Annotated in this window: 13 protein-coding genes and 1 other annotated feature; of the genes, 9 read left to right on the top strand and 4 right to left on the bottom strand. The window is 36.5% G+C overall.

Translation table 11 applies throughout. The features are described 5' to 3' along the window. The coding region (locus tag AC1DJR_RS05320) for a glycoside hydrolase family 18 protein (RefSeq protein WP_477002165.1) at window positions 1-1411 on the bottom strand (1411 nt) is incomplete at its 3' end. A 372-nt stretch (window positions 1412-1783) separates the two neighbouring features. On the opposite strand from AC1DJR_RS05320, the gene AC1DJR_RS05315 reads away from it, so the two are divergent. From AC1DJR_RS05315 to AC1DJR_RS05290, 6 genes are all read left to right on the top strand, one after another. Then, a complete protein-coding gene (locus AC1DJR_RS05315; RefSeq protein ID WP_477002164.1) occupies window positions 1784-2155 on the top strand; it encodes a DnaJ family domain-containing protein in 372 nt (123 codons plus the stop codon). Between the two features lie 10 nt (window positions 2156-2165). Next, window positions 2166-2480: a thioredoxin family protein gene (locus tag AC1DJR_RS05310; protein WP_002063639.1), complete on the top strand. Its 315-nt coding sequence runs from the start codon at window positions 2166-2168 to the stop codon at window positions 2478-2480. A 13-nt stretch (window positions 2481-2493) separates the two neighbouring features. Then, complete coding sequence (locus AC1DJR_RS05305; RefSeq protein WP_098022958.1) at window positions 2494-2730, top strand: hypothetical protein; 237 nt, start codon at window positions 2494-2496, stop codon at window positions 2728-2730. Window positions 2731-3023: 293 nt separating this feature from the next. Then, on the top strand, window positions 3024-3605 hold the full coding sequence (locus tag AC1DJR_RS05300; protein WP_002124986.1) for a TetR/AcrR family transcriptional regulator: 582 nt from the start codon (window positions 3024-3026) through the stop codon (window positions 3603-3605). A 66-nt stretch (window positions 3606-3671) separates the two neighbouring features. Beyond that, a complete protein-coding gene (locus AC1DJR_RS05295) occupies window positions 3672-4871 on the top strand; it encodes an MFS transporter (RefSeq protein ID WP_429686984.1) in 1200 nt (399 codons plus the stop codon). An 89-nt stretch (window positions 4872-4960) separates the two neighbouring features. Next, a complete protein-coding gene (locus AC1DJR_RS05290; protein WP_003187029.1) occupies window positions 4961-5212 on the top strand; it encodes a helix-turn-helix transcriptional regulator in 252 nt (83 codons plus the stop codon). Between the two features lie 75 nt (window positions 5213-5287). Here AC1DJR_RS05290 and AC1DJR_RS05285 read toward each other — a convergent pair whose 3' ends face one another. Beyond that, the gene (locus AC1DJR_RS05285) at window positions 5288-6571 is read right to left on the bottom strand and encodes an MFS transporter (protein WP_477002163.1); all 1284 of its coding nucleotides are present in this window, start codon (window positions 6569-6571) and stop codon (window positions 5288-5290) included. A gap of 108 nt (window positions 6572-6679) precedes the next feature. Then, the gene (locus tag AC1DJR_RS05280; RefSeq protein WP_477002162.1) at window positions 6680-7993 is read right to left on the bottom strand and encodes an alkaline phosphatase family protein; all 1314 of its coding nucleotides are present in this window, start codon (window positions 7991-7993) and stop codon (window positions 6680-6682) included. Window positions 7994-8147: 154 nt separating this feature from the next. Here AC1DJR_RS05280 and AC1DJR_RS05275 point away from each other — a divergent pair, with 154 nt between their 5' ends. Further along, window positions 8148-8441 carry a YesK-like family protein gene (locus AC1DJR_RS05275; protein WP_002124993.1) on the top strand — a complete coding sequence of 98 codons (294 nt, stop codon included), beginning with the start codon at window positions 8148-8150 and terminating at the stop codon, window positions 8439-8441. Window positions 8442-8534: 93 nt separating this feature from the next. Next, window positions 8535-8742: a binding site (T-box leader), on the top strand. A 45-nt stretch (window positions 8743-8787) separates the two neighbouring features. Then, window positions 8788-10218 carry a proline--tRNA ligase gene (proS, locus tag AC1DJR_RS05270; RefSeq protein ID WP_044444318.1) on the top strand — a complete coding sequence of 477 codons (1431 nt, stop codon included), beginning with the start codon at window positions 8788-8790 and terminating at the stop codon, window positions 10216-10218. Window positions 10219-10487: 269 nt separating this feature from the next. Here proS and AC1DJR_RS05265 read toward each other — a convergent pair whose 3' ends face one another. After that, complete coding sequence (locus tag AC1DJR_RS05265) at window positions 10488-11438, bottom strand: LPXTG cell wall anchor domain-containing protein (protein ID WP_477002161.1); 951 nt, start codon at window positions 11436-11438, stop codon at window positions 10488-10490. A 207-nt stretch (window positions 11439-11645) separates the two neighbouring features. Here AC1DJR_RS05265 and AC1DJR_RS05260 point away from each other — a divergent pair, with 207 nt between their 5' ends. Beyond that, window positions 11646-12524: an ROK family protein gene (locus AC1DJR_RS05260; RefSeq protein ID WP_429686981.1), complete on the top strand. Its 879-nt coding sequence runs from the start codon at window positions 11646-11648 to the stop codon at window positions 12522-12524. Window positions 12525-12619 lie beyond the last annotated feature (95 nt).

Below are 12619 nucleotides of genomic sequence, written 5' to 3'. Positions count from 1 at the left end.
CTTTTACTAGCGTATCAAGTAATTTTGGTCCACTGCAACTATATTTTGGACTTGTACGGCAATCCCCGCTTAGTTCCCAAAACATTGCGCCACTTAAACCCTTTGTCTTTATATAGTCTGTTTTATATTTCATAGATTCATTGTCATCATAGCTAATAAAGGTTCCTGTAGTCGCATTATATAAATAAGGTACTTTCGCTACATCGTTCCATCCGCGAACAAAACCATTTTTATTCACATAATTAGATGCTAAATCACCATAATCGTACACACCTGTGTCACCGGTAGAATAATCATCCCAAGTACCTTTAGAAGCGAGCTTTCCGTCACTACCTGGTTTACAAGGTTGGTATTGCCCATTATTTTCTTTTCCGCAACTTTTCCATCCACGTCCGTAAAAAGGTACACCTAATACGAGTTTATCCGCTGGAACCCCTTCATTTGTATAAATGTCTATCGCACCATCTACGTAAAATTTCGTATCCGCTGCGGGGTCATTTGGATCTTTGTATAGTGCAGCATTATGGTTAGAAGTAGCTTCCCATCCACCGTGGAAATCGTATGTCATAATATTAATCCAATCCAGTATTTGAGAAATCTTCTTTAGCTCTGTATGATCCGCATAACGTTGGCTTGCACCTGACGCGATTGTTAGTAAATATTGTTTACCATCTTCTGCACCAGCTTTCGTTAATGCATTTCGAACATCTTGAAGCAGAAGGGTGAAGTTTTGTTTATCTTCAGGACGATAACTACCACCAGGAATCGTTTCAACACCCGGGTATTCCCAGTCTAAATCAACGCCGTCAAATCCATATTCGCGAAGAAAAGCTACTGTAGATTCAGCGAATACTTTTCTTGTTTTTTCATCAGCGGCCATATCAGAAAAGCGGTTAGACCAAGTCCAGCCACCAACTGAAATAATTGTTTTTAAGTGAGGATACTTAGCTTTTAATCGTTTCAGTTCTCCGAAATTTCCACAGCGGGCATATTTATCACAATCTTCCCAAGTTGTACCCGATCCCGGATAAGATTTTGTGACATCAGCCCATGGTTCACCGAGTACGAGAGTGCCATTAGGGACCTCTTTATTTTGCAGTGGTACACCAGATTCTTTACAGTTCCACGTTTGTTTATTTGGATTATCGGGGTGAGTAGAAGGGTTTCCATGTTTTCCATTCCAGCAAATATCAGCGAAAGCATAGTTTAAATGAGTTAGCTTTGATGCATCAATGTCTGCAACTTGATAATTACGTCCGTAAACGCCCCATGAAGGAAAATACCCAACAATTTTTTGACCTTGCTTTGGTGAATCTGCTAATGCGAAATTTGGAGTAATAAAGTTTGTGAGAAAAAGAGGTAAGAAAAGTAGTAGGGATAGTAATAGTAGCGTGAATTTTTTTGATCTCATAGTCAGTTCTCCTTTCAAAATAAAAGATATATTTAAAGGCATGCGCCAATAAACCAAAGTGAATCTAGACGTATGAAACGTCTAGATAAAAATGATCAGACATCACGAGGTCTATACAAGGGAGCTGGGGGTGATTAAATCGTAGCAAATGTAAGATTTAGTGTAAACGCTTTATTTGATTCGAAAAGATTTTCTCAATATGAAATGGCTCTAATACAGACTACACATGAAAATAAAATATTGATTAGGGAGGAAAAGGCTCCTTGTAATTAAATTTGAGAAAAAATTGTATGAAGGCAATTTGTAATAGCGTAGCAAGATGAGAAAATATCATGTAAAATAATAGTAAAAATATGTAAAGGAGCGAATGGTGTGGATGTCTTTTTGAACATTGCTGAAGAAAAAATTCGACAAGCAATACGGAATGGTGATCTCGATCATATTCCGGGGAAAGGAAAACCACTACAATTAGAAGACCTTTCAATGGTACCTACAGAACTTAGAATGAGTTATAAAATCTTGAAAAATGCAGGTATGATTCCACCAGAAATGGAACTACAAAAAGATATATTAAAAATAGAAGACTTAATTGCGTGCTGTTATGATGAAGTAGAGAGAAAAGAATTACAAGAAGAGTTAACAGCAAAAACGCTGCGTTTTCAGCAGGTAATGGAAAAGAGAAAGATTAAAGATAGTTCAGCTTTTCGTATGTATCAGGGTAAAGTATTTCGTAAATTACGCTAAGAGGGATAAGATGAATACATTTGAAACGATAGAAGAATTAGCGACATATATTGAAGGACAACAATTAGTACTGCTGTTTATTAAAACGGAAAATTGTGGTGTTTGTGATGTTATGTTAAGAAAAGTAAATTGCGTATTAGAGAATTATGATTACGTAGAGAAAGTAGAAATATTACTACAAGACATGCAAGAGATTGCGGGGCGATATGCAGTATTTACAGGGCCAACAGTTTTATTATTTTATAATGGAAAAGAGATCCTTCGTGAATCGCGCTTCATTTCACTTGAAAATTTAGAGAGAACCATTCAATTATTCGAAGATTAAGGGAGGCTTTTATATGGAATTTATTATTGTCATACTATTATTTGTTGTAGTTGGAACGATCGTAACAGCAGTTCGATCAAACAAAAAGAAGGTAAATCTTACAAAACAAAATAACATTCATAATTCATCCAACAGCTCATCACCATTATTTTTCTTTGCTGGATCGGATAATGATAGCTCGCACGATGGCGGTTCACATGATTGCGGAGGTTCTTTTGGTGGAGATAGTGGAGGTAGCTGCGGTGATTGATGAGAATACGCCTTATAGGGGGCGTATTTCTTTTTAAACAAACGTTTGATTAGTTGGCTTACATATGCATAAAAACAGTTAAACAAACGTTTGATTAAATATTTTTAACATGCTAGGGGAAATGAAAAGGGAACCGTATTTCTTACTAAATGAGGATTTAAATTTGGAATAATACATATGATTCGAATGTGGTTTGAAAGTACGTTTTCTTAAATAAGGAGTATAGCCTCTTGCGATAGAGGTTTTTTATTTGTTATTATTAGACTGAACGGTCGGTTTAAAGAGGTGTGAATATGAGAAGAAGCGCAGAAGAGATAAAGAAAGAAATTGCCTATAAAGCAGAAAGTYTGTTTTCACAGAAGGGCTATGCAGCTACATCTATGGAAGAGATTTGTGAAATTACAGAGAGAAGTAAAGGAAGCATTTATTATCACTTTAAAAGTAAAGAAGAATTATTTTTATTTGTAGTGAAACAGCATACGTATGATTGGCTTGAAAAATGGAATGAAAAAGAGAAGTTGTATAGTACTAGTACTGAAAAACTATATGGTCTCGCGGAATATTATGTAGAGGACATACAGCAACCCATTTCAAATGCAATAGAGGAATTCTCTATGAGCCAAGTTGTAAGTAAAGAAATTCTGGATGAACTGTTAGCTTTAACTAGAGAATCATATGTTATGGTTGAGAAATTAATTGAAGCAGGTATACAGTCTGGAGAGTTTCAAGAAGATGATACGCGTGATCTTATGTATATTGTGAATGGATTATTATCGGGGCTTGGAGTACTTTACTACGAGTTAGATTATAAAGAGCTGAAACGTATTTATAAAAAGGCAATAGATGTATTGTTAAAAGGAATGGCAGCTGAATAATAGGTCAGTTGCTTTTCTTACAAAAAAAATTAGACCGAACGGTCGGTTTATGAAAGGGGAATGAAAATGAACGCTTTATTTAAAAACCGAGCATTTATGCTCGTTATGGCATCTGATATTTTACAACAATTTGCAATTTGGATCAGAAATATGGCTCTTTTGTATTTCATAATGGAGCGAACGAATAATGATCCAGTTTCAGTTTCTTTGTTATCGGTTATGGAATATGCACCTATTTTTATTTTCTCGTTTATCGGTGGGGCGCTAGCTGATCGCTGGAATCCGAAAAGAACGATGGTTGCTGGAGATGTATTAAGCGTACTATCTATTATAGGAATTGTCTTGTTGCTAAAGCTGGATTATTGGCAGGCTATATTTTTTGCAACACTCATTTCCGCGATTGTAGGTCAGTTTTCTCAGCCATCATCTTCGCGTATATTTAAACGCTATGTAAAAGAAGAACAGGTAGCAAATGCGATTGCATTTAATCAAACATTACAGTCGCTATTTATGATTTTTGGACCAGTGGTAGGCTCGCTTGTGTACACACAACTTGGTTTATTTACGTCACTATATAGCTTAATTATTTTATTTTTGTTATCTGCTATCGCTCTTTCATTTTTACCAAAATGGGTGGAACAAGAGCAAGTGGCGAGAGGTTCATTAAAAAATGATATAAAAGAAGGTTGGAAATACGTTCTTCATACGAAAAATTTACGTATGATTACGATCACTTTCACCATTATGGGCTTAGCTGTTGGACTAACGAATCCATTAGAAGTGTTTCTTGTAATAGAACGGCTTGGAATGGAAAAAGAAGCCGTTCAATATTTAGCCGCAGCTGATGGAATCGGTATGTTAATTGGTGGTATTGTTGCTGCAGTTTTCGCTTCAAAAGTGAATCCGAAAAAGATGTTTGTATTCGGTATGAGCATATTAGCGATGTCATTTTTAGTAGAAGGGTTATCTACATCATTTTGGATTACTAGTTTCATGAGATTTGGAACAGGTATTTGTTTAGCCTGTGTCAATATCGTTGTCGGTACGCTTATGATTCAACTTGTACCAGAAAATATGATTGGCAGAGTAAATGGAACGATTTTACCACTGTTCATGGGGGCAATGTTAATTGGAACTTCACTAGCTGGAGGATTGAAGGAGATGACCTCACTAGTTACTGTATTTTGTATAGCAATGGCACTTATTTTATTTGCGATAGGTCCGGTTTTACGTATGCAAATAAAGAAAGAAGATATTGTGAATTGAGAGGAAATGACGAATTGATTAGTTTCGAAATAGCTATTGTAAGGGAGCAGAATTGCTCCCTTTTCTTGTGGCAATCTTTTGACAATGACATGCCCCAACTATATACTGATGATGTAAAAACGATTTTACAGGTTAGGAGAAACGGTGTGAAAAATCAAATCTATGAATTGCGCACTGCAAATAATATTTCACAAGGTGCATTAGCGGATAAGTGTAACGTATCAAGACAGACGATAAATGCAATTGAGAATAATAAATATGATCCAAGCTTAGCACTAGCATTCCGGTTAGCAGAAGTATTAGGAACAACTGTCGATAAACTATTTTTGTACAAGCTTTAGAGTTTTTAATTGTGGGGCGTTATCGTTAAAAATATAAGAGAAAGATCCCCTTCTTGTGTGAAGGGGATCTTTCTCTTATATTGTTTTAGTTTTCGGATTAGGTGGTGTAACGGACGTATTATTTTCGGGTACTCTAGTTAATAAGAATCCACCGATAATAAATAAGACAATAATACTAAGGACACCAGCGTTTGTTTTTCCTGTTAATTGGGTTGTGACACCAACTAATACCGGACCCATAATTGCCGCGAATTTACCAAAGATATTATAAAATCCGAAGAATTCATTTGCAGATTCTTTCGGTACTAGTTTTGCGAAATAAGAACGGCTAAGTGCTTGAATCCCGCCCTGAGAAGTAGCAACTAACATTGCTAAAATCCAGAAATCAAACGTCGTTTTTAAGAAATAAGCATATGTGCAAATAATGATATAAATGATAATGCCGACATATAGCATTTTTTTACCGGTAAATGTTTCCGATAGTTTTCCATATAATAAAGCAAATGGACAAGCGACAATTTGTGTTACAAATAAGATGATTAATAGATTGGTTGCACTAATACCGAGATCTGTTCCGTAAGCAGTAGACATAGTGATAATTGTATCTACCCCATCAATGTAGAAAAAGTAAGCTATTAGGAACATAAATACAGTTTTATATTCTTTAATATTTTTAAACGTATTAGCAAGGCGCTTGAAGCTCATTGCAATTGGTCTTGGATGACGTTCAATATAGTGTGTTTGCTMTACATTTTTTAGCATTGGTATCGTAAATAGTCCCCACCAAAGAGCTGTTATTGCAAAGGAAATTTGACTAGCAATTCCGACTGATAAGGGGATAGTTCCTTTTTGAGCAAGAATAATAAGAGTGATACAACCGATAAAAGGAATTGTGCTCCCAATGTAACCTAATGCAAAACCTCGCGTAGAAATTCGGTCCATTCTATCTCCAGAGGTAACATCTACTAGGAATGCATCATAAAAAATATTTGCTCCAGCAAAGCCAACTAATGCGAGCATATAGCATCCTAGTAATAAGTACCACTGAGATGTTGGAACAATTGCTAGCATACTTGTAAATACGATACCGAGTCCAAAGAAGAATGTGAAAAATCGTTTTTTAAATCCCTTATAATCAGCAACTGTGCCGAGAATAGGAGCGAGTATAGAAATTAAAAGTGTAGCGAACGAGTTTGCATATCCCCAATAGGCTGTTGAAGTTGCGCCAGATAGTCCAGCTTCTTTTGCAGCTGCTTTAAAGTAAATTGGAAATAATGCAGTTGTAATGACGAGCGAATATACCGAGTTCGCCCAATCGTACAATATCCAGCTTTTTTCTTGTCTGGACATTTTTTTCATATAATGTTCCCCCTTAAATTTGTTCTACTAACAGTGTACAAAAATAAAAATTAGAAAAAGAGAAACAGTGATGATTTTTACATAACTTTTACATATATACACAGTTCTTTACAAGTGAAGTAATTCCTCTACAATTGCGCCGTCTGTTTCACCTAAGTGCAAACCGAGTAACCTAGCGATAGTCGGACCTTCATCAATCAGTCTCATATACGGAATTGTAACGCCGCTTTGAATGCCTTTCCCAGCAGCCATAAAAATTGTTTCATAGTTAGGTTTTGTTGGGGAATATCCATGTGTTCCAAATGTATATTTCTTACTAGAATTAACATCTTCTTTATTAATTTCTTTTATGAAATCACCTGTATAATTTTCAATGAAGTAATAACCTTCCATGGCCTCTAGCATAAATAAGCAATTACCATCAGCGCCACGTTCTTTTGCATCTTCATCGTGCAGAATAAATTCAATTCCATTTTGTTTATCCTGAAGAAGYYCTTCAAGAAGAAGTTGAATCTCWTTAATCGTTYCAGTATCATTTTTATCYYTTACATGTACGTAGGCAGATCCATCACAGCTTTGGCAATAAGCTTTCCAATCGTGTATTTTTCCACGTTTATTTACGGATATAAGCCCTTTTTGACAGAATAGGACATTTAATTGGATTGCTTTGTTTTCACTTAAAGCGCTATGGTCACCAAGTGCAATAATTGTACTTTCTTCGTATATACCACTTTCTTTTAATGTATGGATAATTTTTCCAAGGCGTTCGTCGTGTCTGTGGATTGCAGCTACTGTTTCCTCAGACTCGAAGCCATGGTAATGTCTTTGAGTATCTAAATCAGTAAAATGTACAAACATAACGTTAGGCTTTTTCGTCTGAATTGTATGTACGGCAGAAGCAAGGACGAAATTATCAAGCTCAGGCTGTGACAATCCATTTCGTATATGGCCGAAACGACGATTTAAATCTAATTGATATAGCGGGCTACCGCTAAATAATGAAACTAAAATTTGATTTTTCCACGGTCTATTTGGAAAAATTTCTGGTAAATTGTAATCGATATTTGCTCTTCCAGTAACAGGCCATAGAAGGGCTGCTGTCGTTAAATTTGCTTTGCGTGCTTCATCATATAAAGTTGTCCCGTTAATGGACTTTCGGTACCAATGCCAATCTGGTGACTCACGTCCTGGTTGAAGTAATGTATTGCTGACAACGCCATGCTTATTAGGATAATTACCGGTTACGATTGTTGAGTGGCTTGGATATGTTACAGAAGGATAAATTGGCTCCACTTTTTTCGCAATCGCGCCCCTTTTTATTAAAGTTTGGAAATTAGGTAGTTTTTGTAATATAGGAAAATCTAAAGCTGATAAGCAGTCAAAAGATAAAATAATGACGCGATTTGTTAATGCTTTATCCATAAAGTTTCCCTCCTGATTATATAAAACCTATTCTTATATATTACTATTAATACCTGGTAATAAAAATATATTTTTGAATAAAATTTCGTTATTTATTTTCAGAAAAATTAAACATATAATAAGTATAAGGGAATGAATGGAAGGAGGGAATACTATGGATTGGCTAGATGGATTTGGTATCTTTTACATCATTGGTGGAGTCACCGTTCTCCTTGTATTTTTTATGTCATATTTACTAAAGAAACGTTTTCCAGACAAACAGTTTGATATTATATTTGCACTTAGTTTAGTACTTCTTTGTTTAGCTTTCTTTCCTGTAACAATGATCGCTATTGGTGGTTGGGAAGGAATGGGATACGGATTTATTTGTTTCTTCGTTTTAATTGGTACACTAATTGGTATGGTTGCTCATCAACTTGTAAAAATAGTTCGGAAAAGTTACGTATAAAACAGTGATAATTGAAAATAATGTATAAAAATAAGAAAATTGGCTCTTGTTTTGAAATAAAATTTATATTATGATATTCAACAAATTTATTTTGTTATAACGATGAAAAAGGAATAGTACATGTCTTACCTTTTTGCAGAGAGAGAATCCTTTTGGCTGGAAGATTCTTAAAGAGGTGATATGGAACCTACCTTTGAGTTCTGCATATGCAGCGGGAAATTCCCGTTATCAAAAAGAGAGCATACTCAATTTTTTTGTGTATGAATCAGGGTGGTAACGCCGACAAAGCTCGGTCCCTATTTGGGGACGCGGGCTTTKTCTATTTTCTAAAGGAGGAAGAATAACTATGGTAAAAGAACAAGTACAAGCCATTACGAAAATGGAAGAAGACTTTGCTCAGTGGTATACCGATATTGTAAAAAAAGCGGAGCTTGTTGATTATTCAAGTGTGAAAGGTTGTATGATTTTACGTCCATACGGTTATGCATTATGGGAAAATATGCAGAAAGTGATGGATGAAAAATTAAAAGAATCTGGTCATGAAAATGTGTACATGCCAATGTTTATTCCAGAGAGTTTATTACAAAAAGAGAAAGATCATGTTGAAGGATTTGCTCCTGAAGTAGCATGGGTTACTCATGGCGGAGATGAGAAATTGGCGGAAAGACTTTGTATACGCCCTACATCTGAAACTCTATTCTGTGAGCATTTTTCAAAAATTGTTCAATCATATAATGATTTACCAAAGTTATATAACCAGTGGTGTTCAGTAGTTCGTTGGGAGAAGACGACGAGACCATTCCTTCGTACAACTGAATTTTTATGGCAAGAAGGTCATACGATTCATGAAACGGCAGAAGAATCTCAAATTGAAACATTAAATATTTTAAATCTATATGCTGCTTTTTGTGAAGAGTATTTAGCGATTCCGGTTATTAAAGGGCAAAAAACAGAAAAAGAAAAGTTTGCAGGAGCGAAAGCAACTTATACGATTGAAAGTTTAATGCATGATGGAAAAGCACTTCAAACAGGAACATCTCATAACTTTGGAACGAATTTCTCTGAAGCATTTGATATTAAGTTTTTAGACCGTAACGGTAAATGGCAATACGTACATCAAACATCTTGGGGTGTATCAACAAGAATGATAGGTGGACTTATTATGGTTCATAGCGATAATAACGGACTTGTAATGCCACCGAAAGTCGCTCCAGTACAAGTTGTTATCGTTCCTATTGCTCAGCACAAAGAAGGTGTGTTAGAAAAAGCAACAGAGTTGCAAGGACGTATTCAGAAGGTTGCACGTGTAAAAATAGATGCTAGCAATAAAACACCTGGCTGGAAATTTAATGAGTATGAAATGAAGGGTGTTCCAATTAGATTAGAAGTTGGTCCAAAGGATATTGAAAAGAATCAAGTTGTACTTGTAAGGCGAGATACGAAAGAAAAAGAGTTTATATCAATGGATCAATTAGAAGAACGCATTCCAGCACTACTTGAGGAAATTCACCATTCCTTATTTAGCAAAGCAAAAGTATTTCGCGATGAGAATACGTATAGTGTGACGAATTTCGAAGAGATGAAAAAAGCGGCTGATGAAAAGCAAGGATTTATTAAAGCGATGTGGTGTGGAGAACTAGCTTGTGAAGAAAAATTAAAAGAAGAAGTTGGAGTATCTTCACGTTGTATTCCGTTCGAACAAGAAAGTTTAGCTGACGAATGTATTTGCTGTAGTAAAAAAGCGAAGCAGATGGTGTATTGGGGAAAAGCGTATTAATACTCTTTCTACTAGATGACAAAAAGGACCTTTGATTGCATAATAAAATGCAATCAAAGTCCTTTTTAGTTTTATCCCGCTATTTGCCAGGCAGTAAAACTCCCACTTCAAAATTCGGCTGGAGCAAAGAAGTTAGGTGGGAGCCCTGCTGCCCGTAAAAGCCCGATTGGTGARGGCTAATAATCAGTGGGGGATGAACAAAATCCCCACTGATTAAAGTTTCACTTTATAATCTGTTTCATGTATTTTTAGATGGAAGGATGATTTTTTTATTTTGCGTTTTTACGACGAATAAATAGTAACACACCAATTAGGAATGTCGAAAGCCCAATTAAAATAGATGCAGGATAATGCGTTGCAGTATTAGGCAATTTATTGCCTTGTTTTGTTGCATTATCTTTTGCGTTACCGCTTTGAGAGCCGCTATCGCCTTTAACACGGTTGCCGCCCTGAGAGCCACTGCCACCAGAACCACTGCCACCAGAACCACTGCCACCAGAACCACTGCCACCAGAACCATTGCCACCAGAGCCATTGTCACCAGAACCACTGCCACCAGAGCCATTGTCACCAGAACCRTTGCCACCAGAACCATTGTTACCAGAACCACTGCCACCAGAACCGTTGCCACCAGAACCGTTGCCACCAGAGCCACTGCCACCAGARCCACTGCCACCAGAGCCACTGCCACCAGAACCACTGCCACCAGAACCGTTGCCACCAGAGCCGTTACCGCCAGAACCACTGCCACCAGAGCCACTGCCACCAGAACCATTGCCGCCAGAGCCACTGCCAYCAGAACCAYTGCCGCCAGAACCACTGCCACCAGAGCCGTTACCGCCAGAACCGTTGTCACCAGAACCGTTTCCACCAGAACCATTGCCACCAGAGCCGTTGCCGTCAGAACCGTTTCCACCAGAACCGTTGCCATCAGAACCACTGCCGCCAGAACCAYTGCCRCCAGAACCGTTGCCACCAGAACCGTTGCCATCAGAACCACTGCCRYCAGARCCGTTGCCGTCAGAACCACTATCGTCCTGAGARCCATTGTTTCCTGGAGGTTTATTATTATCTTTTGAATTACCTTCTGCTAAAGTATCGTTATTTTGTACAATAGCGTTTGTTATTGGATGGAAGTTTTCAGTTGCAGCATTACCAATATTTAAGCCGCTAAAAAAGGATAAAGAAAGTGTTGATGCTAAAATGAAGATTTTTGTCATTGTTTTCCTCCTGAAGAAAAAATTATTGTTCCATCTAAAATACACCCCTTTGTAATATTTCATAGGAAAAAGAGTTTTATGCAAAAAAAACTATATATAGAAAAAGGTGGTATATTTCTAAAGGGAGAAAAGAGTTAATGTAAATTCCTTGCAAATAGTAGAGTGATGGAGAATTTACACTCATAACAGTAGAGGAAGTGGCAACGGATGAAAGAATATATTGCATTTGATATTGGTGGTACGCAAATTAAATATGGAATTGTTTCAGAAATAGGGGTAGTACTAATACATAAAAAGGTCCCAACAGAAATTCACTTGGGCGGGGAACAAATTGTTCAAAAACTTATATGTTTATCAAAAAAGTTAATGACTGAACATACTATTTCTGGAATTGGTATTAGTACAGCGGGAATTGTTGATATTGATAAAGGAGTTATAACGGGAGGTGTGGATCATATTCCGCGTTATGCTAATATTTCTATTGTTGAGAGATTACAAGAAGTATTAAAAGTTCCTGTATCTATTGAAAATGATGTTAATTGTGCAGCCTTAGGCGAGAAATGGAAAGGTACAGGGAGGGGAGAAAGCGATTTTATTATGCTTACGCTTGGAACGGGCATTGGTGGAGCAATTGTTATAAATGGAGAGTTATACCGTGGACATTCGTTTGGCGCTGGGGAATGGGGGAACATGTTAATAGAAGGGAAAACTTTTGAGGAGGTTGCCTCAATTTCTGGATTAATTCATCTTGTACGAAGATATAAAGGTAAAAAGGAGTGGGATGGTAAAACAATTTTCGAATTATATGATAAGGGTGATAGCGGTGTTACTCAAGCCGTGAAGATTTTCTTTAAACATTTGGCGATTGGTATTAGCAATCTTGCTTATATTTTTAATCCGAAAATGATTATTATTGGTGGGGGAATTACTGAAAGAGGAGATGATTTCTTAAATGAAGTGAAGGAAGAGATAGGAACATACTTAAATCAAGAGATTTATAATAATTGTGAGATTGAACTTGCACAAAACGGTAATTGTGCAGGAATGATTGGTGCTATTTACCACTTCTTACATCATCATAAGTAAATTATATGAATGTTTTCATATAACTGAGAATTTATCCTTTTTATCACCAGGTAAATAATGCTACAATATAAGGGAAGAATACAATATTTTCCGCC

The sequence above is a fragment of the Bacillus sp. 05T31 genome (assembly GCF_056396725.1).
This window is presented reverse-complemented; position numbering and strand designations above follow the sequence as displayed.

Coding starts and splice junctions, on each gene's coding strand:
- AC1DJR_RS05275 (WP_002124993.1), top strand. CDS start 8,148: ATGGATTGGCTAGATGGATTTGGTATCTTTTACATCATTGGTGGAGTC.
- AC1DJR_RS05290 (WP_003187029.1), top strand. CDS start 4,961: ATGCCCCAACTATATACTGATGATGTAAAAACGATTTTACAGGTTAGG.
- AC1DJR_RS05305 (WP_098022958.1), top strand. CDS start 2,494: ATGGAATTTATTATTGTCATACTATTATTTGTTGTAGTTGGAACGATC.
- proS (WP_044444318.1), top strand. CDS start 8,788: ATGGTAAAAGAACAAGTACAAGCCATTACGAAAATGGAAGAAGACTTT.
- AC1DJR_RS05260 (WP_429686981.1), top strand. CDS start 11,646: ATGAAAGAATATATTGCATTTGATATTGGTGGTACGCAAATTAAATAT.
- AC1DJR_RS05310 (WP_002063639.1), top strand. CDS start 2,166: ATGAATACATTTGAAACGATAGAAGAATTAGCGACATATATTGAAGGA.
- AC1DJR_RS05295 (WP_429686984.1), top strand. CDS start 3,672: ATGAACGCTTTATTTAAAAACCGAGCATTTATGCTCGTTATGGCATCT.